Below are 23,997 nucleotides of genomic sequence, written 5' to 3' on the forward strand. Positions count from 1 at the left end.
GGACCCTCATCCGACCCTCGCTGACGCGAGCGCTCCCTTCTCCCGCGAGCGGAGGAAGGGAGCGCTCTTTCTTACGGCGAACCGCCTTATTTCTTCTTCTCGTCGCCGCCGACTTCCTTGAAGTCCGCGTCGATGACATCGTCCTGCGCATGGGTCTCGCCCGCCGGGGCGGCGCCTTCGGCCTGCTGGGCCTTGTACATCGCCTCGCCGAGCTTCATCGAAGCCTGGGTCAGCTCATTGCTCTTGGCCTTGATCGCCTCGGCGTCCTCGCCCTCGAGCGCGGTCTTCAGCGCCGCAATGGCGGCCTCGATCGCGCTCTTGTCGGCAGACGACACCTTGTCGCCGAACTCGGCCAGCGATTTCTCGGCCGAATGCACGGCGGCCTCGCCATGGTTCTTGGTGTCGACGAGCTCGCGACGCGCCTTGTCCTCGGTGGCGTGCGCCTCGGCGTCCTTGACCATCTTGTCGATGTCGGCGTCCGACAGGCCGCCGGAGGCCTGGATGCGGATCTGCTGCTCCTTATTGGTGGCCTTGTCCTTCGCCGTCACATTGACGATGCCATTGGCGTCGATGTCGAAAGTCACCTCGATTTGCGGCATGCCGCGCGGCGCCGGCGGAATGCCGACGAGATCGAACTGGCCGAGCAGCTTATTGTCCTGCGCCATCTCGCGCTCGCCCTGGAAGACGCGAATGGTGACGGCGGTCTGATTGTCCTCGGCCGTGGAGAACACCTGGCTCTTCTTGGTCGGGATGGTGGTGTTGCGGTCGATGAGGCGCGTGAACACGCCGCCCAGCGTCTCGATGCCGAGCGACAGAGGCGTCACGTCGAGCAGCAGAACGTCCTTCACATCGCCCTGCAGAACGCCGGCCTGCACCGCCGCGCCGATGGCGACGACCTCGTCCGGGTTGACGCCCTTGTGCGGCTCCTTGCCGAAGAACTGCTTCACCACCTCCTGGACCTTCGGCATGCGGGTCATGCCGCCGACGAGCACCACTTCGCCGATCTCGGCCGCCGAGAGGCCGGCGTCCTTCAGCGCCTTGCGGCAGGGCTCGATGGTGCGCTGGATGAGATCGTCGACCAGCGCCTCGAATTTCGCGCGCGTCAGCTTCAGGGTCAGATGCTTCGGGCCGGAGGCGTCGGCGGTGATGTAGGGCAGGTTGATCTCGGTCTGCGTCGCCGAGGAGAGCTCGATCTTCGCCTTCTCGGACGCTTCCTTCAGGCGCTGCAGAGCGAGCTTGTCCTTGGTGAGATCGATGCCCTGCTCCTTCTTGAACTCGCCGGCGAGATATTCGACGAGGCGGCTGTCGAAATCCTCGCCGCCCAGGAAGGTGTCGCCATTGGTGGACTTCACCTCGAACACGCCGTCGCCGATCTCGAGGATGGACACGTCGAAGGTGCCGCCGCCGAGGTCATAGACCGCGATCGTGCCGGCGCCCTTCTTGTCGAGGCCATAGGCGAGCGCAGCCGCGGTCGGCTCGTTGATGATGCGCAGCACCTCGAGGCCGGCGATCTTGCCGGCGTCCTTGGTGGCCTGGCGCTGGGCGTCGTTGAAGTAAGCGGGAACGGTGATGACCGCCTGAGTGACGGTCTGGCCGAGATAGGCCTCGGCCGTCTCCTTCATCTTCTGCAGGATGAAGGCGGAAATCTGCGAGGGCGAATATTGCTTGCCGTCCGACTGCACCCAGGCGTCGCCATTGGGGGCCTTGACGATCTTATAGGGGACGAGGCCGATGTCCTTCTTGGTCATCGGATCGTCGAAGGAGCGGCCGATGAGGCGCTTGATGGCGAAGAAGGTGCGCTCGGGATTGGTCACCGCCTGACGCTTGGCGGGCTGGCCGACGAGACGCTCTCCGTCCTCGGTGAAAGCGACGATGGACGGCGTGGTGCGCGCGCCTTCCGCGTTCTCGATGACCTTGGGGCTCGACCCTTCCATGACGGCCACGCAGGAATTGGTCGTGCCGAGGTCGATGCCGATGATTTTAGCCATATCGCCGTTCCTTTCGTTCTTTCGAAATCGGGTCCCGAAGCGGCCCGTATGTCGCCGATCCTTCGGCGGCTCGCATTTTCAGCCCGCCGCGCACCGGCTGCTCATCGTCACTTCAGATTGTAATCGGCCTGCATCGGCGCAAGTGCGATCTGCATATAGAGCGCGCCGGGCATATAGAATGAAGGCTCCCATGGCGGCAAGCGCCGTCGGGGCCGGCCTTTTCTCACCCTCCCGTCGCGGCTCTGCCGTTCCGGCTCGCTTTCGCTTATTCTCCGCGGGGCGATTCGCGAAGCGAAGCTCGGCCGCGGACGAGCCTGCGCCTATTTCCCAACTCCGATTGCCAACAGGCCGACGCGTGCTTCCCCACTCGATCGAACCCCTCCTGCGAATCGTCGCCGCCCTCGGCGACGCCGGCTTCGTCCTTCCGGCGAGCGGCGGGCTCGCCGCGGCGTTCTGGGCCGCTGGCGACCGCCGCGCGGCCGTCGCTTTCCTCGGCGCCATAGCGCTGTGCGGCGTCATGGCGACCGTCGCCAAAATCTTCTCCATGGCCTTCGGCCCGCCGGCGCTGCACAGCCCCAGCGGCCACGCCGCGCTGGCGGCGGCCTTCTTCCTGCCGCTCTCCGCAATTTTCATGCGCGTTCGCGAGAGGCGCGCCGGAATTTTCGCCGCCGCCCTCTGCCTGGCGGCGGCCGTGCTCGTCGCCATCGTCAGAGTGGCGCAGGGCGCGCATACGGAGCCGGAGGCTTTCGCCGGATTTTTCATAGGCTTGGCGTCATTCGGCCTGTTCCTTGCCGCCGCCCCGGCGCAGGTCTCGATCGGCGCGCCGGCGATCATCGTCTTCTTTATCGCCGCTGTCGCGATCCAGTCCCAAATCGGGCTCAGCATAGAGGTGGAGGGGCCGCTCGAGCGCATTGCGACACGGCTCGCCGAGATGCTGTCGCTCTAGCTCCAATGTTTCTATCTTGTTTCTTTTGCGCTTTCGAAAAGCTTCGGAGCCAAAGGCGGATAGCCGCTCCTCGCGCGGCGCGGCCGATATTTGATTTTCATCACGAAGCGTGCGATTCGACCGATAGGAATAGCGTTTTTGGCGGAGAAACGCCGCAATGCAGAAGAGTCGATTGTTGCGGTCCGCGGCGGCGTTAACCGTGCTCCTCCTGCTTTCCGCCTGTGACAATTCCGCCCGCAAGGCCGAAGGCCCGGCGCGGGTCGTGCTCGTCGCGCCCGTTCATTACGCGCCGCGCGCGCCGACGCGCCAATTCGTCGCCGCCATCCGTCCGCGCGTCGAGACCGACCAATCCTTCCGCGTCGCCGGCAAGGTGGTGCGCCGTCTCGTCGAGAATGGGCAGGCCGTCAAGGCCGGTGATCTTCTGGCCGTGCTGGACGAGGCCGATCTGCGCCTGCAGAAGGAGCAGGCAGAGGCGGAGCTCTCCGCCGCGCGCATGGCGCTGGAGCAGGCCGCCGCCGACGAGCGCCGCGCGCAGACCTTGCGCAAGGACGGCTGGACCGCGCAGGCGGCGCTCGATCGCCAGAAAGCCCAGGCCGAGGAGGCGCGCGGCCGCCAGCAGCGCGCGCTGCGGGCCGTGGAGCTCGCCAAGAATGCGCTGGATTACGCCTCGCTGCGCGCCGATTCGGACGGGGTGGTGACGGCGACCTTCATCGAGCCGGGGCAGGTGGTCGCGGCGGGGCAGGCGGCGGTGCGCGTCGCCCGCGCCGGCGCTCTCGAGGCCGTCGTCGCTCTGCCGGAGGCCTTCGCCTCCCTCGCCGGAGCTGGGGAGGCGAGCCTCTTTCTTTGGTCCGATCCGGCCAAGACCTATCGCGCCAGCCTGCGCGAGCTCGGCGCCTCCGCCGACGCCGCCACCCGCACCTTCTCCGCGCGCTATTCGATCCTCGGCGCCGATGAGAAGGTGGGGCTCGGCATGAGCGCGACGCTGACGCTCGCCGGCAAGGATCAGGGCGTCGCCGCCGCCCTGCCGCTGGCGGCTCTGTTCGATCAAGGCTCCGGCCCCAGCGTGTGGAAGGTGGAGGAGGGCGGCAAGCTCACCCTCGCGCCCGTCTCCGTGCTGCGCTACGAGGCCAAGACGGCGCTCATCGCCGGCGGCGTCGCCGAGGGCGACCGCGTGGTCGTGCTCGGCGCCCATAAGCTCGATCCCGGCCAGCGCGTGCGTCCGGTCGACGCCGAGACTCTGTGAGGCGCGGGGCGATGGGTTTCAATCTCTCGCTCTGGGCGGTCAAGCGGCAGACGCTCACTCTCGCGCTGATCCTCGCGGTGGCCGTCGCCGGGGTCTTCTCCTATTTCCGCCTCGGCCGCGCCGAGGACCCGTCCTTCACCATCAAGGTCGCCAATCTCACCGCGATCTGGCCGGGCGTCACCGCGCTCGAGATGCGCGATCAGGTCGCCGACCGGCTGGAGAAGAAGCTGCAGGAGCTTCCCTATCTCGAGAAGATCGAGACCTATGTGAAGCCGAGCTTCCTCGCCATGCAGGTGACGTTCAAGGACACGACGCCGCCCGCGCAAGTGCCGAGCCTCTTCTATCAATTGCGCAAGAAGCTCCACGACATTCAGCCGGAGCTTCCGCAGGGCGTGATCGGCCCGGACGTCAATGACGAGTTCGGCGACGTCGACGCCGTGCTCTACGCCGTCCATGGCGAGGGCGCCGATTATCACCAGCTCGACCGCGTGGTGGAGATGTTCCGCCAGCGCCTGCTGGAGACGCCGGACATTGTGAAGGTGAATGTCTATGGCGAGCAGGATCGCAAGATCTTCGTCGAGTTCAGCCAGGCCAAGCTGGCCAATCTCGGCGTCACGCCGCAAGCGCTGTTCGAATCGCTGGCCAAGCAGAATGCGGTGAACGCCTCCGGCGTCTTCGAGACGCCGGCCAATCGCGTGCCCTTGCGCGTCACCGGCGCGCTGAAGGGCGCCGAGGCCATCGCCGCCACTCCGGTGGAGGCGAGCGGCCATGTGTTTCGCCTCGGCGACGTCGCCGATGTCGTGTCCGGCTATGAGGACCCGCCGAACTTTCTGGCGCGCTACAAGGGCGAGCCGACCATCGTCGTCGGCGCGGTGATGGCCAAGGGCGGCAATGTGCTCACCCTCGGCAAGAATCTCGAGGCCACGATGGCCGAGGTTCGCGCCGAGACGCCGGTCGGCATAGAGATCACGCAGATCGCCGATCAGCCGACGGTCGTCTCCCATGCGGTCGGCGAGTTCACGCGCTCCTTCGTCGAGGCGCTGGTCATCGTCCTTTTCGTGAGCTTCGTCTCGCTCGGCTTTCGCACCGGAATCATCGTCGCTCTGTCGGCGCCGCTGGTGCTCGCGGTCGTCTTCGTCTTCATGAACGCCTTCGGCGTCGATCTTCAGCGCATCTCGCTCGGCGCGCTCATCATCGCGCTCGGCCTGCTGGTCGACGACGCCATCATCGCCGTCGAGATGATGACGGTGAAGATGGAGCAGGGCGAGGATCGAATCAGCGCCGCCACCTTCGCCTGGACGTCCACGGCCTTTCCCATGCTCACCGGCACTCTGGTGACGGTGGCGGGCTTCATGCCGGTCGGCTTCGCCGCTTCCTCGACCGGCGAATATACGGGCTCGCTGTTCTTCGTGCTGGCCGTGGCGCTCGTCGCCTCCTGGTTCGTCGCCGTGCTGTTCACGCCCTATCTCGGCGTGAAGCTGCTGCCCGATTTCTCGCGCCACGCCCATCACGATCCCGAGGCGATCTATTCGACGCCCTTCTATCTCGGCCTGCGCCGGCTCATCACCTGGGCGGTCGACAATCGCCTGCTCGTCGTCTGCGCCACGGGCGGGATTTTCATCGCGGCCGTCCTCGGCTTCGGCCATGTGCAGAAGCAGTTCTTCCCCATTTCCGAGCGGCCGGAGCTGTTCTTCCAGCTGCGCATGCCGGAGGGCTCGTCCATATTCGCGACGGCCGCGGCGGTGGACGAGGCCGAGAAGCTGCTGAAGGGCGACGAGGACGCCGTCCATTACACGAGCTATATCGGCCATGGTCCGCCGCGCTTCTGGCTCGGCCTCAGCCCAGCGCTGCCCAATGAGGCCTATGCGGAGATCGTCATCGTCGCCAAGGATCTCGAGGCGCGCGAGCGGCTGAAGGCCCGCCTCTCCAAGGCGCTGGAGGATGGCGCCGTCTCGCAGGCCCGCGCCCGCGTCGATCGCTTCAACTTCGGCCCGCCGGTGGGCTTTCCGGTGCAATTTCGCGTCATCGGCCGCGATCCGGCGGAGGTGCGCGCCATCGCCTATCGCGTGCGCGATGTCATGCGCGAGGACAAGGCCGTCGTCGAGCCGCATCTGCAATGGAACGAGCAGACGCCGGCGGTGCGGCTCGTCATCGATCAGGACCGCGCGCGCGTCATGGGCCTCACGCCGCAAGAGGTGGCGAACCGGCTGCAGATGATGGTCTCCGGCGTGACGATCACCAGCCTGCGCGACGGCATAGACCGCGTGGACGTCGTCGCCCGCGCCACGCCCGGCGAGCGCGGCGATCTCGGACGGCTGGACGATATCGTGATTTTGACGCGCGCCGGCGCGCCCGTGCCGGTCTCGCAGATCGCCAAGATCGTCTATGAGCATGAGGAGCCGATCATCTGGCGGCGCAATCGTAACATGCTCGTCACCGTGCGCGCCGATGTGAAGGACGGCGTGCAGGCGCCGGACGTCACCAATCGCATCTGGCCGCGCCTCGCCGAGATTCGCGAGCATCTGCCGCCGGGCTATCGGATCGAGATCGGCGGCGCGATCGAGGAATCCGCCAAGGCCAATTCCTCCATCGCCGCCGTCGCCCCGGTCATGATTCTCGTGATGCTGGTGATCGTGATGTTCCAGCTGCAGGATTTCACGCGGCTCGGCCTCGTGATGATGAGCGCGCCGCTCGGCCTCATCGGCTCCTCGCTGGCGCTCAATCTGGCGAGTGCGCCTTTCGGCTTCGTCGCTCTGCTCGGCCTCATCGCGCTCTCCGGCATGGACATGCGCAATTCGATCATATTGGTCGATCAGGTGCGTCAGGACCTCGAGAAGGGCGCCAATTATCGCGAGGCCATCATCGGCGCCACTGTGCGGCGTGCGCGTCCGGTGGCGCTCACAGCCATGGCCGCCATTCTCGGCATGATTCCGCTGACGCGCTCGCTGTTCTGGGGGCCGATGGCGCTCACCATAATGGGCGGCCTCTTCGTCGCGACCTTTTTGACCGTGCTGTTCCTGCCGGCGCTCTACGCCATGTGGTTCCGCCGCAAGCTCGGCGACGTGCTGGTCGAGACGCCGCAGCCGACGGCGCCGGCGCAATTCGCCTATCATGAGCTGCCGAAGGTGGCGGAATGATCGGGCGCCGCGGCTGAGCGATTCGCCGAGCGGGCTATGGACGCTCGGTCGAAGCCTCGAATAGGATGTGGCCATTGAGCGAGCGCTCTTCGCCGAGCGCGCAATATCCTTTTCGGAGCGGCATATGCGAAAATCCCTGGCTGTGGCGGCCCTTTTGGCCAATCTCCTCTGCAGCGCGACCGCGGTTCGCGCGGATGCGTCGCTGGAGGACGTCCGCGTCGCGCGGCAAGTCATCGACGCGCTCCATTTGAGCGACCAGATGGCGGTGATTTTGCCGCAGCTCGTCGACGCCGTGGGGCGCGGGCTCACCGCACATTATCCGCAGCACGCCAAAGAGATTTCCGAGATCATGCCGCGGCTGAAAGTCAAAGCGTCGGCGCGGATCGACGAATTCATGAGCCTCATGGCCACGGCGCTGGCCCCGAAGCTGTCATCGACGGAGCTGCGCGAGCTACGAAGCTTCGCCACCGGTCCGCGCGACGTCGCGGCGCGCGATGATTTTGCGCGCTCGCCGGCTGGAATCAAATTCTTCTCCCTGCGCGAGGAGTTCACGCGCGAAATGCGGGAGCGGGGAGAGCAATGGGGCGCGAAAATCGGCCGTGAGGTCGATGAGGAGTTCAAGGCGGAGCTGAAGAGCCGCGGCGTCCGTTTATAGACCCGACGTCCTCGAAAAAGAGTCGCGCCGCTCCTTCGTGGAGAAGGGCGGCGCTGAAATCTTCGTCACCAGAGAGATGCGCTCAGGGGGAGCGATGAGCCCCGCCCCCTCAGCCGCCGTTCTTCTTCTTGGTCTGATCGCTGGCGATGGGCGACGAGTCGGAGAGGCCCTTGTCGATCTTCTCGAGGATCTTCGGCAGATCATCGGGATCGGGGCTCATGTCGCGCGCGTGATTCCATTGGAAGCGCGCCTCGAGCTTGCGATTGACGCGCCAATAGGCGTCGCCGAGATGGTCGTTGATGACCGGATCGGAGGGCTTGAGATCGACCGCCTTCTCGAGCTCGCGCACCGCCTCGTCATAACGGCCGAGCCGGTAATAGGCCCAGCCGAGACTGTCGACGACATAGCCGTCGCGGGCGCGTAGATCGACGGCGCGGCGCAGCATTTTGAACGCCTCGTCGAGATTGACGCCCTGATCCACCCAGGAATAGCCGAGGTAGTTCAGGACCAGCGGCTGGTCGGGATAGAGCTCCAGCGCCTTTTTGAGATCGGCCTCGGCGATCGGCCAGTTTTTGCGGCGCTCATTGGCGATGCCGCGATAATAATAGAGCAGCCACTGGCTCTTGTCGGTCTGCGGCTGCAGGTCCAGCACCTTGGTGTAGGTGGTGACCGAATCGGCGAACAGCTTGCGCGAGCGCTGAATATTGCCGAGCGCGGTCAGCGCCTCCTGATCCTTGGGATGCTCGACGATCACCGCCTGCAGGTGGTCGGTGGCTTCCTTGGTCTTGCCCAGCGTCTCCAGCAGCAGCGCCGCCTGCACATCGGCGTTGACGCGCAGCGGGCTGTCCTTCGGCACGCTGTCATAGAGATCGATGGCGGTCTCTTCCTGCTTCATGCGCTCGTAAATGTCGGCGAGCGTGATCGTCGCCAGCGCATTGTCGGGCGCGAGGAAGAGCGAGAGGCGCAGATAGATCAGCGAGGCGAGCTCGTCGCCCTGGCGGCCGCCGATCGCGCCGAGCCCATAGAGCACCTCGGCCGCGCCGGCGTCGGCGTCGCGAACGAAGGGGGCGAGCGGCTTGCCCGAATCGATGTCGCCGATCGCCGCGGTGACGATGGGATGACGCGGGGCGAGATCGTCGAAGGCGCGATAGACGCGGCGCGCCTCCTCGCGGCTGCCATGCGAGACGAGAAAGCGCGCATAGGCGTCGACGAGGCGCAGCGTGTTGCGCTCGGAGCCATAGGCGGCCTTGAAGCGCTTTGTCGCCTCGGCCTTGTCGCCGTTCTTGGCCGAATCGACGATCAGCGCCGCATGATAGTCGCGGAAGACGGCGAAGGCGTCTTCCTTGAGCTTGTCGGCCGTCGCCAGCGCCTGCTTGGTTTCGCCGGCGCCGGCGTAGGCCCAGGCGGTGAGCAGCGTGGAGGTGACGTCATGCTTGCGGTCGAGCCCGCCCTTGGCGAGCACGGCGCGGGCCTTGGCGAATTTCTTGGCCTTTATCGCCTCGACGCCCAGCGTCAGATTGGCGAGGCCGTTGTTCTTGTCGAAGGCGGCGACATGGGCGGCGAGGGCGAAGGCCTCCTGCATATTGCCATTGGCGAGAGCGGCGACGAAGGCGCGCTCGGTCAGCTCGCGATTGCGCGGATCGCTGCGCAGCGCCTCGCGGAAAAATGTCGAGGCCGCGAGCGTGTCGCGTTCCGCCCCGGCGACAATGGCGGCGAGATAATTGCCGGACGCGCTCTCGCCGACCTCGAAGGGCGTGGCGATGGAGAGCGTCGATTCGCGGGCGTGAGCCGAGCCCTCGCCGACGAAGAGCCCCGCGCCGGAGAAGTCGTCGACCCCGAGCGAAAGAGCGCAGAACGCCGCGGCGGCATAGGCCGCGCGGGTCGAGAAAGAGCGAACGCGGCGCCGTCTCGGCGCATCGGACGAGAAGAATCTGTTCACGTGCTGTTTCCCGCAATCGGCCGCAGCTGCGCGGCGCCGGCGCGCCCGGAAATAGGCCGCCGAGCGCCACCATCATGCGGGAAGATGGCTGTTTTGAGCCGCCCCCGCAAGTGCGAAATATCCCAACGGGGGCAGCCGTCTTTTGTCGCGAAAGCGTCGCGTCAGCTTCGTCCGCGCACGGCGGCGACGATTTTCTGCGCCGCGTCGTCGAGATCGTCGGCGGGGATCACATCGAGGCCCGAGCTGGAAATAATTTCCTTGCCGAGATCGACATTGGTGCCCTCGAGGCGCACCACCAGCGGCACCGCGAGGCCCACTTCCTTCACCGCGGCGATGACGCCCTCGGCGATGACGTCGCAGCGCATGATGCCGCCGAAGATGTTGACGAGAATGCCCTTCACCTTGGGATCGGCGGTGATGATCTTGAAGGCGGCCGTCACCTTCTCCTTGGTGGCGCCGCCGCCGACGTCGAGGAAGTTGGCGGGGTTCTCGCCATAGAGCTTGATGATGTCCATCGTCGCCATCGCGAGGCCGGCGCCGTTCACCATGCAGCCGATGGTGCCGTCGAGCGCGATATAGGCGAGCTCATATTTGGAGGCCTCGATCTCCTTCTCGTCCTCCTCGGTCTTGTCGCGCAGCGCGACCACGTCGGGATGACGATAGAGAGCGTTGTCGTCGAAGGAGATTTTCGCGTCGAGGCAGCGCAGCTTCCCGTCCTTGGTGACGATCAGCGGATTGATCTCGAGCAGCTCCATATCCTTGGCGACGAAGGCCGAGAACAGGCGCTCGGTGAGCGAGACCGCCTCCTTCACCAGCGGGCCGGTGAGGCCGAGCGCGTCGGCGACGCGGCGGCCATGATGCGGCAGAACGCCGGTCGCCGGATCGACGGAGAAGGTGACGATCTTCTCGGGCGTCGCATGAGCGACCGCCTCGATATCCGTACCGCCCTCGGTGGAGACGACAAAGGAGACGCGCGAGGTGGCGCGGTCGATCAGCAGCGAGAGATAGAATTCTTTGTCGATATCGGCGCCGTCCTCGATATAGAGGCGGTTGACCTGCTTGCCGGCCTCGCCCGTCTGCACCGTGACCAGCGTCGAGCCGAGCATCTCCTTGGCGAAGGTCTCGACCTCGTCGAGCGAGCGGGCGAGGCGCACGCCGCCCTTCTCGCCGGCCGAAGCCTCCTTGAACTTGCCCTTGCCGCGGCCGCCGGCGTGGATCTGCGCCTTGACGACATAGACGGGGCCGGGCAGGCCGCTCGCGGCCTGGCGCGCCTCGCCGGCGGCGAGCGCCGGAGCGCCTTCGGCGACCGGGGCGCCGAACTCACGCAGGATGGCCTTGGCCTGATATTCGTGGATGTTCATTTCTCACCGATCCTGATTGCGACCTTCGTCGCGACAACGCGCCCCTCGCCGGGGGCGGAAACGGGGCTCAGCGCGCTCAGGCGAAGGCGGGGTCGAGCGCCTTGCTGGCGGCGATCAGCGTCTTCACCGAGCCGACGGATTTGTCGAACATCTGCCGCTCGGCGGCGTCGAGCGCGATCTCGACGACGCGCTCCACGCCATTGGCGCCGATCACCACCGGCACGCCGACATAGAGCCCGCTGACGCCATATTGGCCGTCGAGATAGGCGGCGCAGGGCAGCACGCGGCGCTTGTCCTTCAGATAGCTCTCCGCCATGGCGATGGCCGCGGAGGCCGGCGCGTAATAGGCGGAGCCGGTCTTCAGCAGGCCGACGATCTCGCCGCCGCCCTTGCGCGTGCGGTCGACGATGGCGTCGATCTTCGCCTGAGTGGTCCAGCCCATGGCGACGAGATCGGGCAGGGGAACGCCGGCGACGGTCGAGTAGCGCACGGAGGGAACCATGTCGTCGCCATGGCCGCCGAGCACGAAGGCGCTCACATCCTCCACCGAGACGTTCAGCTCCTCGGCCAGAAAGAATCGGAAGCGCGCCGAATCGAGCACGCCCGCCATGCCGACGACCTTATTGGTCGGCAGGCCGCTCGCCTTCTGCAGCGCCCAGACCATGACGTCGAGCGGATTGGTGATGCAGATGACGAAAGCGTTCGGCGCATAGGCCTTGATGCCGGCGCCGACCTTGGAGACGACGCCGAGATTGATGGTGAGCAGATCGTCGCGGCTCATGCCCGGCTGGCGCGGCACGCCCGCCGTCACGATGACGACATCCGCGCCGGCGATGGCGGAATAATCGTCCGCGCCGGCGATGCGCGCGTCGAATCCCTCGACAGGCGCCGATTGGGAGAGGTCGAGCGCCTTGCCCTGAGGCACGCCGCTCGCGATGTCGAACAATACGACGTCGCCGAGCTCCTTGAGGCCGATGAGATGGGCCAGCGTCCCGCCGATATGGCCGGCGCCGATCAGGGCGATTTTCTTGCGCGCCATCTTTTCTCCTATGGGCGTGCCTGGAAATAAACTGCTAGCGCGCTTTTTCCCGTCTGAAAAGGCGAGAGTCGCTTCTAGCGAAGCTTCGCACGAAAATTGAGCAAGCGCGCGCGCCTGCGCCGCGCGGCTGTGGAAATAGGCTGTTCCGAACCCGCTCCCTTCCGACGCCGGCCCGCTCGGCCTAGAGCGCGTCCACGCCGCCGAGCGAGAGAATGATCTTCCACTCCTCCTCGGAGACGGGCTGCACCGACAGCCGCGAATTATTGACCAGCACCATTTCGGCGAGGCGCGGATCGGACTTGATCTCGGCGAGCGTCACCGGCCGCGCGAATGGCGCCACGGCCTTTATATCGACCATGCCGAATTTGCCGCTCTCGTCCGTATGGTCGGGATAATAGGTCTTGATGACCTCCACCACGCCGACGACGGCCTTGTCCTCGTTGGAATGGTAGAAGAAGCCGCGCTCGCCGATCTGCATCGCCATCAGCTGCTTCTTGGCGAGATGGTTGCGCACGCCGTTCCAGAAGGTGCCTTTCGCCCCGGCGGCGACCTGCTGGTCCCAGGACCAGGTCTTGGGCTCGCTCTTGAACAGCCAATGCGCCATCAGAGCTCGGCCCCCACCACGCGCTTCCAAGGCTTGACCTCGACACTCGCGAACAGCCCCGCCTTCGCGTAAGGGTCCTCCGCGAGCAGCGCCTGCGCCGCCGCCGCATCGGCCGCCTCGACGATCAGCAGCGAGCCGACGGGCTTCTCGTCCGCATCGAGAAACGGCCCGCCGAGCTTCACCTGCGCGGCATGGGCGGCGAGAAAGGCGAGATGCGCCTCGCGGGTGGCGAGCCGGAGTGCGACATGATCGGGCTTGTCCAGGCAGAGGGCGGCGAAGAGCGGCAAAGCGGCCTCGTGAAAAGGGAAAGCGACGGCGGGGCGGTGATTAGCAGAATGCGGGGGTGAGGTCGATAGAATTGGACGCAGAGAGCGTAGAGCGGGGTGGAAAGCCCATCCGGCATTCAGCCGAATCTCGGGGCGTGACTCCTTCTCCCGCTTGCGGGAGAAGGTGGCCCTCGCGTTAGCGAGGGTCGGATGAGGGCTGTTGGGACACCCCATATTCCGGGTGTCATGCTACAGTTTGTTCGAAATGTAAGAGTGGCTTATGAAGTTCCCAGAAAACATCGATTACTTGCACGGCGGCGAGGAGTTTATCCGGTCTAGGAGCAAAGCGGCCATTCAAGCATCTGAGCTGCTTCTTCACCACTTCAATATGGTAGCAGATTCGATGAATCTCATTCATTATTTTGTGCATGCATGTCCGCGCACGGACAATGATCAGCTTACCATCAAGCTCCTGGGAATTCGTCTCTTTAATAGTTGTGCCGGCGCCGTTCAAAATTCGATGTCTGGATACTATCAAAACGCAGTTATGCAATTACGTGACATTTTAGAAATAACATTTCTTCTCGATTATTTTCGGTTAGAAAAGGCGTTGATATCTGAATGGCGGAGCTGCTCCGAGAGTGAAAGAAACAAGCGATTTAGTGCTTTTAAAGTTCGCACAACGCTCGATGACCGCGATGGATTCACCACAAGAAAGCGTATGGAGCATTATCAGCTTTTGTGCAACCTGGGCGCGCACGCCTCGTTCCAGGGGTTCGAATTGCTGCGGCCAAACGCCGGTGGAGACGCGCAATGCGGGCCTTACTTTGCTGATCGCGCGATTGATGCGACTATCTCGGAGATGGCAAAAGTGTCGGTTGGTGCGGCCGGAATCTTCATGACGTTTTTCGATATGCGTAATTTAAGTGACTACGAGACGAAGCTTCAGTTTATGGAAGCTCAGTCAGCGTGGTTTGAGCGGTTCTTTGGGCACTCTCTCGATCTAGGACAGATTGACCACTTGCGGAGGCTGCTTGAGCAGGCGAGAGCTGCATTCAAGTGAAGGGCCGGAGTGTGTTGAGAAAGCTTTCCCGCCTCCCACCCCGCTTGCCCCCACCGTCGTTCTCGCCTATAAGCCGCGCCATCCCACAGGCGAAAGTCTCACGGCTCCTGCTTCAAGGCGCCGTTCCGGTGGCCGGCTCTCCGGCTCATCCTGCTTTCGCCGAGGCTAGAACCGGAGAAGATGACAATGGCGATTCCTGATTTCACCATGCGCGGCCTGCTCGAGTCCGGCGCTCATTTCGGCCACCAGTCGCATCGCTGGAACCCGAAGATGGCTCCCTATATCTTCGGCGCCCGCAACAATATCCACATCATCGACCTCGCCCAGACGGTGCCGCTGCTGCATCAGGCGCTGAAGGTCGTCTCCGACACTGTGGCGCGCGGCGGCCGTGTGCTCTTCGTCGGCACCAAGCGTCAGGCGCAGGATCAGATCGCCGACGCCGCCAAGCGCAGCGCGCAATATTTCATCAACTCCCGTTGGCTGGGCGGCACGCTCACCAATTGGAAGACCATCTCCGGCTCCATCCAGCGCCTGCGCAAGCTCGACGAGCAGCTCGGCGCCGGCGCCGCGGGCGTCACCAAGAAAGAGCGTCTGCTGCTCACCCGCGAGCGCGACAAGCTCGAGAAGGCGCTGGGCGGCATCAAGGACATGGGCGGCACGCCCGATCTCATCTTCGTGATCGACACCAATAAGGAGCAGCTGGCGATCAAGGAGGCCAACCGCCTGAAGATTCCGGTGGTGGCGATCCTCGACACCAATTGCGACCCGGACGGCATCACCTTCCCGATCCCGGGCAACGACGACGCCGGCCGCGCCATCGCGCTCTATTGCGATCTCATCGCCCGCGCCGCGATCGACGGCATCTCGCGCAGCCAGGGCCTCTCGGGCCTCGATGTCGGCGCCTTGGAGCAGCCGACGGCGGAGCCGGCGCTCGGCCGCGTTCACGCCGATCTGCGCTCGGCCGATGAGGTCGTCGCCGATGCGGCGGCCGCCGAGGTCGAGATCGCGCTCGAGCCCTTCGAGCTGCTCTCCGCTCCGCGCGGAGCGCCGGACGATCTCGCCAAGCTGCATGGCGTCGGCCCGCAGCTGGTCAAGAAGCTCAATGACGGCGGCATCTTCCATTATTGGCAGATCGCGGCGCTGACGCCCGCGGATCTCGAGAAGCTCGATCAGGACCTCAAGCTCAACGGCCGCATCGCCCGCGACGGCTGGGTCGATCAGGCGCGCTCGCTGGCTTCGGCCTGATTTCGCGCTAGCGTCACATTCACGAAAGATTATCGCGCCGGCTCCCAAAGGGGCCGGCGTTAGCTCTAGCTAGAGGTGTCTAACCCCATGGCCCAGATCACCGCCGCTCTCGTCAAGGAACTGCGCGAGAGCACGGGCGCCGGCATGATGGATTGCAAGGCCGCCCTCAACGAGACCAATGGCGATATCGAGGCGGCCGTCGACTGGCTGCGCAAGAAGGGCCTCTCCAAGGCCGCCAAAAAGTCCGGCCGCGTGGCCGCCGAGGGTCTCGTCGCCGCGATCGTCGAGGATGGCGTCGGCGTCGTCGTCGAGGTGAATTCCGAGACCGACTTCGTCGCCCGCAACGACGACTTCCAGAAGCTCGTCAACAATATCGCCCGCGTCGCTCTGGAGACTGGCGCGACCAGCGCCGAGGAGCTCGCCGGCAAGCCCTATCCGGGCGGCGGCGTCGTCTCGGAGGCGATCACCACCGGCATCGCCACCATCGGCGAGAATCTGACGCTGCGCCGCGTCGCGCCGCTGAAGGTGGAGGGCGCGGTCAATCGCTACGTCCACACGCAGATCGCCGACGGCCTCGGCAAGATCGCGGTGATCGTGGCGCTCGAGTCCAAGGGCGACAAGGAAGTCCTGTCGACTCTCGCGCGCCAGATCGCCATGCATGTCGCCTCGGCCAATCCGTTGGCGCTCGACGCCTCCGGCCTCGATCCGGCGACGGTGGAGCGCGAGAAGGCGCTGCTCGCCGAGAAGAACGCCGGCAAGCCGGCCAATGTGCTGGAGAAGATCATCGATTCGGGCCTCAAGACCTATTACAAGGAGGTCTTGCTGCTCGATCAGGTCTCGAACCACCCGGATCACGGCGGCAAGACCATCACCCAGACGCTCAAGGAGCATGAGGGCAAGGCCGGCGCGCCCATCACGATCAAGGGCTTCGCTCGCTATGCGCTCGGCGAGGGCATCGAGAAAGAGACCAGCGATTTCGCCGCGGAAGTGGCGGCGGCCGCCAAGGGCTGATCGAATTCCCCGGCCGCTGCGGCGGCCGGGAGCCGGTCTCCGGCGCAACCGATCTTTCCAAAAGAAAAAGGCGAAGCGGACCGATGGTCGCTTCGCCTTTTTTGTTTTTGCGCCTGCTGGTCCAACGTCCGCATGGCCCCGGGAGGGGCCATGCGGCGTTCCGACTAGAACAGGTTGAAGTGGTAGTTGACGCCGGCGCGGACCGTGTGGAACTTCGCGCGCTGCGGGCCGAAGGCGAAGCCGCCATTGTTGGTGAGGTCGGTGTAGAGATACTCGACCTTGGCCGACCAGTTCGGCAGGAAGGCGTATTCCACGCCGCCGCCGGCGGTCCAACCCGTGCGGGTGTCGCTGCCGAAGCGCGTGTTCAGCTCGCCATAGGCGAAGCCGCCCGTGCCATAGACGAAGAGCTTCGAGTCGAGCAGGGCGAAGCCGGCGCGGCCGCGCACGGTGCCGAACCACGGCAGGCTGGTGCTGCCGACGTTGGAGCGCAGGCTCGTGCCCTGGAAGTCGGTCTCGAGGCCGACCACGAAGAGCGGCGAGATCTGGTAGTTGTAGCCGATCTGGCCGCCGCCCACGACGCCGCTGACGTCGCCGGCGCGTCCGAAGCTGTTGTCCGCCTTGAAGCCGCCGCCGACATTGAGGCCGACATAGGCGCCCGTCCAGGAGAAGACCGGCGGCGGCGGCGCGAAGGCCGGCGCGTCCTTGCGATAGGGCAGGTCGGCGGCGTGAGCGGCGCCGACGGAGAGAGCGGCGGCGACCGCGAGAGCCGAAAGGCTGGTTTTGATATGCATGTGAACCTCCGAAGAGCACGAAAAAAGGACGCCCAGCCGCCGCCTCGGCTAGAACGTGACCATGGGCCGAAATTCGTCGAGTCGGCCCGATTTGTCAACCGCAGTTGATTTGTGCGGCGAGATCCCGGTCGAGCGCGTCGGATTTCTGGTCCGGCCGAGCCCCGCCGGAGGCTTCGCCATGCGGAGGACTACCGTGACCTTGGCCTGGGAAAGGTTCACATTTCCCTAATAGGTAAAATGCCGCGAAATTTTGACACGAAATCGGCCGGCCGCCGGAATGCCGATTGACGGCGCGTCGCGTGGGATCGACTATGAATACATATCGGGAGAAGGATTCTCGATGCGGCCGGAAAAATCGGAAAAGCGTTCGGGGGAGGCGACGCGGCGGCGCATTCTCGCCGCGGCGATCACCCGTTTCGCGCGCGCTTCCTTCGAGGAGGTGAGGCTTCGCGACATAGCCGCAGATGTCGGCGTCGACGTCGCTCTGGTGCATCGCTCCTTCGGCTCCAAGGAGCAGCTCTTCGCCGCCGCCGTCGTCGAGGCCTGCCCGGCGGCTCTCCTATCGACAGATCGCAGCCGGCTCGGCGCGGTCTTCGCGAGCTTCGCGCTCGAATCGCAGCAGCATGAAGGGCTGCAAATCTTCATTCGCTCGCTGACGAGCCCGCTGGCGCGCGATCTCATTCGCGCCTGCTGTTATCGGGACTTCATCGGTCCGCTGGCGGACAAGCTCGATGGGCGGGCGGCGCAGCAGCGCGCGGCGCTGTTCGTCTCCTGCCTCATCGGCTTCTCCATCATGCGGGAGGTGCTGCGGGTCGAGCCGCTGCTCGCCGCTGACGACAGCGGGCCGATGATCCAGCGCCTGCTCACCGCCTGCCTCGACGAGATCGGACCGCTCGTCGCGAGCGATCAGAACTCCTCCCAATCGTCCTGAGCCGGCAGCGGCTTGCGCGCCGCGCCGCCGCCGCGTCCGGCGGAGACGGTCTTCAGCCCAGCCCGCGGCGCGTGGCCGTGGGAGCCGTGCTCGTCGCCGAGCGCGAAGCTCGCGACAGAGCGCGTCAGCGCCTCCGTCTCCTTGCGCAGGCTGTGGCTGGCGGCGGTGGTCTCCTCCACCATTGCGGCGTTCTTCTGCGTGTTCTGGTCCATCTGATTGACGGCTGTGTTGATCTCGCCGAGGCCCGTCGCCTGCTCGCGCGCGCCGGCGGCGATATCGGCGACCACCTTGTCGATCTCCGCTACCTGGGAGACGATGGTGTCGAGCGCCTTGCCGGTCGCGCCGACCAGCTCGACGCCCTGGTCCACCTCCACCGTGGAGGTGGAGATGAGGCCCTTGATCTCCTTGGCCGCCTCGGCGGAGCGTTGCGCCAGGGCGCGCACTTCCGACGCCACCACAGCGAAGCCCTTGCCGGCCTCGCCGGCGCGCGCCGCCTCGACGCCGGCGTTGAGCGCCAGCAGATTGGTCTGGAAGGCGATCTCGTCGATGACGCCGATGATCTGGCCGATCTGCTGCGAGGAGCGCTCGATGCGGCCCATGGCGTCCACCGCGCGGCGGACGATCGCGCCGCTCTTCTCGGCCTCCATCTTGGTGGCGCCGACGATAGTGCTGGCGTGAACCGCGCCCTCGGCGCTCTTCTTCACCGTGGTGGTGATCTCCTCCAGCGCGGCGGCGGTCTCTTCGAGGCTGGCGGCCTGCTGCTCGGTGCGGCGGGCGAGATCGTCGGCGGCGACGGCGATCTGGCCGGAGCCGGCGTCAATGGCTTTCGCGCCGCCGGCGACGAGGGCGAGCGCGGCCTGCAGCTGGCTCATGGCCGCGTTGAAATCATTCTGCAGCCGGCGATAGGCCTCGGGCATGGAGTCCGAGAGCCGATAGACGAGATTTTTGGAGGCGAGCTTCTCGAGACCCTCGCCGATCGCTTGCAGCGCCGCCTCGCGCTCTCTTTCGATCACGGCCTGCTCGGCCTTGCGCCGCGCCTCGGCCTCCTCGCCGCGACGACGCTCCTCGGCGGCGCGGCTCTCGGCGGCGCGCAGCTCCTGCGCATTGCGCTTGAACGTGTCGAGCGCCCGCGCCATGGCGCCGACCTCGTCGCCGCGCTCGACGCCCTCCACCACGGCGCCGAGATCGCCCTTGGCGATATCGCCCATCTGGCCGGTGAGGCGCGTGATCGGCGCGCCGATCTTGCGGCTGGAAATATAGAGCGTCGCCGCGCAGCCGATGAGAACCGCGAGGGCGCCGACGCCGATCATCGTCCAGATCGTCTGCTCCGTCTGACGACGCAGCTCCTCCCCGACGCGCTTGTCCTCCGCCTCGGCGGCCACATAGATGGAACGCATATCATTGACGATGGCGCGAATTTCCTCATCGGCGCCGCGCAGCAGCGACACGCATTTGGCGAGCTGCTCCAGCTCCTGCGGCTTCAGCCGCGCGCCGAGCTCGAGCGCCGGCAGCCGCTCAGCGATCGCGATCGCAGGCTTGGCCTGCTCGAAGACCTTGGCGAAGCGATCGCGATAGCCGTCGATCTGCGCCGCATGGGCCGGATCGAGCCGCATCGCCTCGGTGAGCAGCGTTTCGACGCGGGCGCCGACGGAGGCGGCCTCCTGCGCGGCGGCGCGCGAGATCGGCGTGTCGGCGTCATAGGCGAGCATCTGATGGACGGAGAGGCCGAATTCGGTGATGGCGCGATTGGAGCGCAGCATCTTCACCACGGCGGCGTAGGAATGCTCGGTCAGATCTTCGTAGCGTCGCCCCAGCTCGCTCATGCGGTGAACCCCCAGCGCCGTCGCGCCGATGAAGAGCAGGCAGGTCAGGGCGAGTGGCAGAAGGCTTTTGGTGGTGAGCTTCAAATTGTCGAACCGCATCGAGAAGCTTCCTCGTAATCGACGACGCATGGGGCGCTTTCCAAGTCGGAGGCCCGTGAGAATACTGTCGAGCTAAAGCATCAAAAGCTTTCTGAAATATCTATGTCTTTGCGACTTCAGGCGCGGCGCGGGCGCTCGAAAATGGAAAAGGCCGCCGGGAGCTCCGGCGGCCTTTTGGAGACGGGCGCCGCAGCGCTCAGAATTCCGTCCAATCCTCCTGCGCCGGGACAGGCGCCGGCTTGCGGAGGGCGCCGCCGCCGCCGGCGAAGACCGCTCTCGGCACCGGGCGCCGCGCTTGCGGCCGTTCGCCGAGCCGGAAGCTCGCCACCGAGCGCGTGAGCCCTTCGGTCTCCTTGCGCAGGCTGTGGCTGGCGGCCGTGGTCTCCTCCACCATTGCGGCGTTCTTCTGCGTGTTCTGATCCATCTGGGTTACGGCGGCGTTGACCTCGGCGAGGCCGGTGGCCTGCTCGCGCGCGCCGGCGGCGATGTCGGCCACGACGCGATCGATCTCCGCCACCTGGGTGACGATCTTCTCCAGCGCGCGGCCGGTCGCGCCGACCAGCTCGACGCCTTGCTCCACCTCGACCGTCGAGGTGGAGATGAGGCTCTTGATCTCGCGCGCGGCCTCGGCGGAGCGCTGCGCCAGAGCGCGCACTTCCGAGGCCACCACGGCGAAGCCCTTGCCGGCTTCGCCCGCGCGCGCCGCCTCGACGCCGGCGTTGAGCGCCAGAAGATTGGTCTGGAAGGCGATCTCGTCGATGACGCCGATGATCTGGCCGATCTCCTGAGAGGATTTCTCGATCCGCCCCATGGCGTCGACCGCGCGGCGGACGATCGCGCCGCTCTTCTCCGCCTCGGTCTTGGTGGAGCCGACGATGTCGCTCGCGCTGACCGCGCCCTCGGCGCTCTTCTTCACCGTGGTGGTGATCTCCTCCAGCGCGGCGGCGGTCTCCTCGAGGCTGGCGGCCTGCTGCTCGGTGCGGCGGGCGAGATCGTCGGCGGCGACGGCGATCTGATCGACGCCGGAGCCGATCGCCTCCGCGCCGCCCGCCACCACGCCCAGCGCCGCCTCCAGCTGGCCGATCGCCGCGTTGAAATCGCTCTGCAGGCCGCGATAGGCGGCGGGCATATCCTCCGAGAGGCGATAGACGAGATCCTTGGCGGCGAGCTTCTCGAGGCCTCTGCCGATCGCCTTCAGCGCCGCCTCGCGCTCCTTCTCGGCGATGGCCGCCTCGGCGCGGCGCTCGGCGTCGGCTCGCTCGCTGCGCCGCTTCTCCTCGGCCGTGCGGGCCTCCGCGGCCTGCAGCTCATGGGCGTTGCGCTTGAACGTGTCGAGCGCCTGCGCCATCGCGCCCACCTCGTCTCGCCGCGTGACGCCTTCCACGACAATGTCGAGATTGCCGCCGGCGATGGCGCTCATCTGCCCGGTGAGCCGCGCGATGGGCGCGCCGATCTTGCGGCTGGAGACATAGAAAGTGGCGCCGCCGCCGGCGAGCAGCGCGAGAGCGCCGACGATGACCATGGTCCAGATCGTCTGCTCGGTCTGGCGGCGCAGCTCGTCGCCGACATGCTGATTGTCCTCGAGCACCGCCTCGTTGAATTTCTTCATATCCTCGGTGAGCTTTTCCAGCTGCATATCGACATTGCGCAGAATCGCCAGGCATTTGGCGAGCGCGTCGAGCTCGCGCGGCTGCAGGCGCGAGCCGATCTCGACGCCCGGAACATCCCGCGCGATGCGAATGGCGGGCTCGGCGTCCTCGATGATCTTGTCGATCCGCGCGTGGAATCCCTTGATCGCCGGGGCGCGGGTCGGATCGAGCTGCGCCGCCGCGTCGAGAAGCGCGTCGACGCGCTCCTTGGCGGTTCCGAAATTCTTCTCGGCGAGCTTGAACAATTCCGTGTCGGATTCATAAGCGATCATCGAATGAACGGCGTAGCCCACCTCGACCGCGGTGCGATTGGTCCGCAGCAGCCGCACCAGGGCGGCGTCCGAATGATCCGTCAAATATTGGTAACGGTGGCCGAGGTCCTGGATGCGGTAGACGCCGAGCGCCGTCACGCCGAGAAACAGCAGGCCGGTCAGCGCGAGCGGCAGCAAGTTTTTGGTGGTGAGCTTGAAATCGTCGAATCGCATCGCGCACGGGTCCTTCGAGGCGGAGATCGAGATGCGCGCCGTCGCCCGGCAGGCGCATTCGCTCCGCGGTGAGAATGGGGACGGTCGCCGACGCGCTCGGAGTTTCCGGCGGGCCTCATGCCTCGGGTCGGTCGAACCAGCGACGAGCCTAGGCCTGGAAAGGTTTCAGAAATATCTATGTTTTTGACAATACGGATGATTTTTGCATTTGACCAACGAGACAGGGGCGCCTGCGGCGTCGCGTCACCCTTCGGCGCGGCGCTCCGGCGCCGCCCACAGCTCCTCCGCATAGCCGCGCCGGATCCAGCTGCGGAAGCGATAGCGGCGGGCAAAGCCGTAATCGGGCAGCAGCGCGCCCACCACTGATTGCCGGCCGGAGGAGCCGACCACGCGATTGGCCTCCTGATTGACGCTCAGCAGCAGCGGCGCCCAGCGGCCGATGCGCGCGAAATAGCTGCGGCAGACGGCGTCGCCCATCTCGGGAAAGGAATCGCAATTGACGATTATGTCGCTCTCGATGCGGGCGTTGTCGTCGATCTCCGGCGCGAGGACGAGATCGACGCCCTCGCCGCGGGACGGCTCGTGAGGATGGCGGAACTGCACGCTCGCCTCCGGCAGGCCGCGCCGCAGCGCGAAAAATTGCATGGCGGCGACGGTCGGCAGATCGACGATGGTGTAATGGCGCGCGCCGGCCAGCAGCGCATAGCGCGCCGCCTTGCCGAAGCCGCCGCCGATCTCGCAAATGCGCGGGCGCGCGAGGCCGCTCGCCTCTATTGTGCGCAAAGCGAGATAGAGCGCCTGGATATCGCGCCCGTGCAGCACATTTCCGTCCAAGGCGAGGCCATAGAGCCCGTCGAAGACGGCGGGCGGCGCGATGGGAAAGCCGAGCGCCGCCTCGATCTCGGCGACCAGCGCGCGCGAGGAGGCGACCAGCGTCTCGCCGACATAATCCTGCTCGGCGCATTCCACCCGCGCGACGCCGATATATTGCGCCAGCGAGGCCAGCATATCGTGAAAAGGCGCGACCGCGGCTCGGCGGCCCTCCGGCGAGGCGGCGAGAAAATCCCGATAGGCCTGCACGCCCTGCTCGAGCCCGGTGGCGGCGGAGGATTTCTGCACATCGACGAGACATTGCGCCAGCGCACGCGGATTGCCGCCGTCGAGAAGCGCGAGCAGCGGCTGATGGCGATGAGAGACGATATCGGTCCACATGGCGCCGCCGCCGCCCAGGTGCCGCGCGCCGCGGCCGCCGGCGCGCCGCGCCCAGGCGCTCTGCAGCTCGGCGGCGATCTCTATGTCGCGCTCGTCGACCGGCCGCAGCGACAAGGTCGGCTCCAGCCGCGGCAGGCCGCGCCGCGTGGAATTGAGCAGATCGGCCGAAAGGCTGCGCCGGCTGGCGTTCTCCAGCAGCCAGAACTCCTCGCCGCGCACGCGGGCGGCTAGCGTCTCTTCGGGATAATCGCCCGCCGGCAGATCGAAATCGAAGCCATAGCCTCCGTCGCCGAAGCCGGCGCGCGCCAAATCCTCGCGCGGCCGATCGGCGCGCGCGACGCCGATCACGGCGCCGGCGGAGCAGATCTCGACATCGAATCGATCGCGCGGCCGCAATCGGTCATAGACCCAGCCGGACACGCGGCCGCCGCTCGCGAGATCGACATAGCCGGAGAATTCTCTTTGACGCTTGCGCGAGAAGAACATCGGCCGTGCTCCTAATGGCGCGCG

18 protein-coding genes are annotated in these 23,997 nt (G+C 66.0%); 8 read left to right on the plus strand and 10 right to left on the minus strand.

The features are described from left to right. Nucleotides 1-86: 86 nt before the first annotated feature. Nucleotides 87-1,988 carry a molecular chaperone DnaK gene (dnaK, locus tag METLW4_RS0101330; protein WP_018264398.1) on the minus strand — a complete coding sequence of 634 codons (1,902 nt, stop codon included), beginning with the start codon at nt 1,986-1,988 and terminating at the stop codon, nt 87-89. A gap of 355 nt (nt 1,989-2,343) precedes the next feature. Here dnaK and METLW4_RS27515 point away from each other — a divergent pair, with 355 nt between their 5' ends. From METLW4_RS27515 to METLW4_RS0101360, 4 genes are all read left to right on the plus strand, one after another. Then, complete coding sequence (locus tag METLW4_RS27515) at nt 2,344-2,934, plus strand: phosphatase PAP2 family protein (protein WP_018264400.1); 591 nt, start codon at nt 2,344-2,346, stop codon at nt 2,932-2,934. A gap of 199 nt (nt 2,935-3,133) precedes the next feature. Continuing rightward, nucleotides 3,134-4,177, plus strand: coding sequence for an efflux RND transporter periplasmic adaptor subunit (locus tag METLW4_RS0101345; protein ID WP_018264401.1), 1,044 nt, complete (start codon nt 3,134-3,136; stop codon nt 4,175-4,177). Between the two features lie 11 nt (nt 4,178-4,188). Continuing rightward, nucleotides 4,189-7,314: an efflux RND transporter permease subunit gene (locus tag METLW4_RS0101350; RefSeq protein WP_018264402.1), complete on the plus strand. Its 3,126-nt coding sequence runs from the start codon at nt 4,189-4,191 to the stop codon at nt 7,312-7,314. 124 nt (nt 7,315-7,438) lie between these two features. Continuing rightward, the gene (locus METLW4_RS0101360; protein WP_018264404.1) at nt 7,439-7,969 is read left to right on the plus strand and encodes a DUF2059 domain-containing protein; all 531 of its coding nucleotides are present in this window, start codon (nt 7,439-7,441) and stop codon (nt 7,967-7,969) included. Nucleotides 7,970-8,078: 109 nt separating this feature from the next. Here the strand turns inward: METLW4_RS0101360 and METLW4_RS0101365 are convergent, their stop codons facing one another. The 5 genes from METLW4_RS0101365 to METLW4_RS0101385 form a co-directional block, all read right to left on the minus strand. After that, the gene (locus METLW4_RS0101365) at nt 8,079-9,908 is read right to left on the minus strand and encodes a tetratricopeptide repeat protein (protein WP_018264405.1); all 1,830 of its coding nucleotides are present in this window, start codon (nt 9,906-9,908) and stop codon (nt 8,079-8,081) included. Between the two features lie 161 nt (nt 9,909-10,069). Next, a complete protein-coding gene (sucC, locus tag METLW4_RS0101370) occupies nt 10,070-11,269 on the minus strand; it encodes an ADP-forming succinate--CoA ligase subunit beta (protein WP_018264406.1) in 1,200 nt (399 codons plus the stop codon). Nucleotides 11,270-11,345: 76 nt separating this feature from the next. Then, entirely contained in the window at nt 11,346-12,308 is a 963-nt protein-coding gene (gene mdh / locus METLW4_RS0101375) for a malate dehydrogenase (protein WP_018264407.1), read from the minus strand. A 181-nt stretch (nt 12,309-12,489) separates the two neighbouring features. Next, nucleotides 12,490-12,912, minus strand: a complete 423-nt coding sequence (locus METLW4_RS0101380) for an EVE domain-containing protein (protein WP_018264408.1) — start codon at nt 12,910-12,912, stop codon at nt 12,490-12,492. Next, on the minus strand, nt 12,912-13,199 hold the full coding sequence (locus tag METLW4_RS0101385; protein ID WP_018264409.1) for a YciI family protein: 288 nt from the start codon (nt 13,197-13,199) through the stop codon (nt 12,912-12,914). Before METLW4_RS0101385 ends, METLW4_RS0101380 begins: the two co-directional genes overlap by 1 nt. A gap of 259 nt (nt 13,200-13,458) precedes the next feature. On the opposite strand from METLW4_RS0101385, the gene METLW4_RS0101390 reads away from it, so the two are divergent. The 3 genes from METLW4_RS0101390 (at nt 13,459) to tsf (ending at nt 16,497) form a co-directional block, all read left to right on the plus strand. Beyond that, on the plus strand, nt 13,459-14,241 hold the full coding sequence (locus METLW4_RS0101390) for a hypothetical protein (protein WP_018264410.1): 783 nt from the start codon (nt 13,459-13,461) through the stop codon (nt 14,239-14,241). Nucleotides 14,242-14,427: 186 nt separating this feature from the next. Continuing rightward, on the plus strand, nt 14,428-15,486 hold the full coding sequence (locus tag METLW4_RS0101395) for a 30S ribosomal protein S2 (protein WP_018264411.1): 1,059 nt from the start codon (nt 14,428-14,430) through the stop codon (nt 15,484-15,486). A gap of 87 nt (nt 15,487-15,573) precedes the next feature. Further along, on the plus strand, nt 15,574-16,497 hold the full coding sequence (gene tsf / locus METLW4_RS0101400; RefSeq protein ID WP_018264412.1) for a translation elongation factor Ts: 924 nt from the start codon (nt 15,574-15,576) through the stop codon (nt 16,495-16,497). A gap of 164 nt (nt 16,498-16,661) precedes the next feature. Here the strand turns inward: tsf and METLW4_RS0101405 are convergent, their stop codons facing one another. Next, nucleotides 16,662-17,288 (minus strand): outer membrane protein, encoded by a 627-nt coding sequence (locus METLW4_RS0101405; protein WP_018264413.1) that lies wholly within the window; start codon nt 17,286-17,288, stop codon nt 16,662-16,664. A 340-nt stretch (nt 17,289-17,628) separates the two neighbouring features. Between METLW4_RS0101405 and METLW4_RS0101410 the strand changes: the two genes are divergently transcribed. Continuing rightward, a complete protein-coding gene (locus tag METLW4_RS0101410; RefSeq protein WP_043332013.1) occupies nt 17,629-18,219 on the plus strand; it encodes a TetR/AcrR family transcriptional regulator in 591 nt (196 codons plus the stop codon). On the opposite strand, the gene METLW4_RS0101415 is transcribed toward METLW4_RS0101410, so the two are convergent. From METLW4_RS0101415 to METLW4_RS0101425, 3 genes are all read right to left on the minus strand, one after another. Beyond that, nucleotides 18,195-20,141 (minus strand): methyl-accepting chemotaxis protein, encoded by a 1,947-nt coding sequence (locus tag METLW4_RS0101415; protein WP_018264415.1) that lies wholly within the window; start codon nt 20,139-20,141, stop codon nt 18,195-18,197. The two genes, METLW4_RS0101410 and METLW4_RS0101415, sit on opposite strands and share 25 nt — an antisense overlap. Nucleotides 20,142-20,337: 196 nt before the next feature. Further along, nucleotides 20,338-22,275, minus strand: coding sequence for a methyl-accepting chemotaxis protein (locus METLW4_RS0101420; protein WP_018264416.1), 1,938 nt, complete (start codon nt 22,273-22,275; stop codon nt 20,338-20,340). Between the two features lie 243 nt (nt 22,276-22,518). Beyond that, complete coding sequence (locus METLW4_RS0101425) at nt 22,519-23,973, minus strand: hypothetical protein (RefSeq protein WP_026191161.1); 1,455 nt, start codon at nt 23,971-23,973, stop codon at nt 22,519-22,521. Nucleotides 23,974-23,997: the final 24 nt, after the last annotated feature.

It is taken from the genome of Methylosinus sp. LW4, assembly GCF_000379125.1.
Classification (GTDB): Bacteria; Pseudomonadota; Alphaproteobacteria; order Rhizobiales; family Beijerinckiaceae; genus Methylosinus.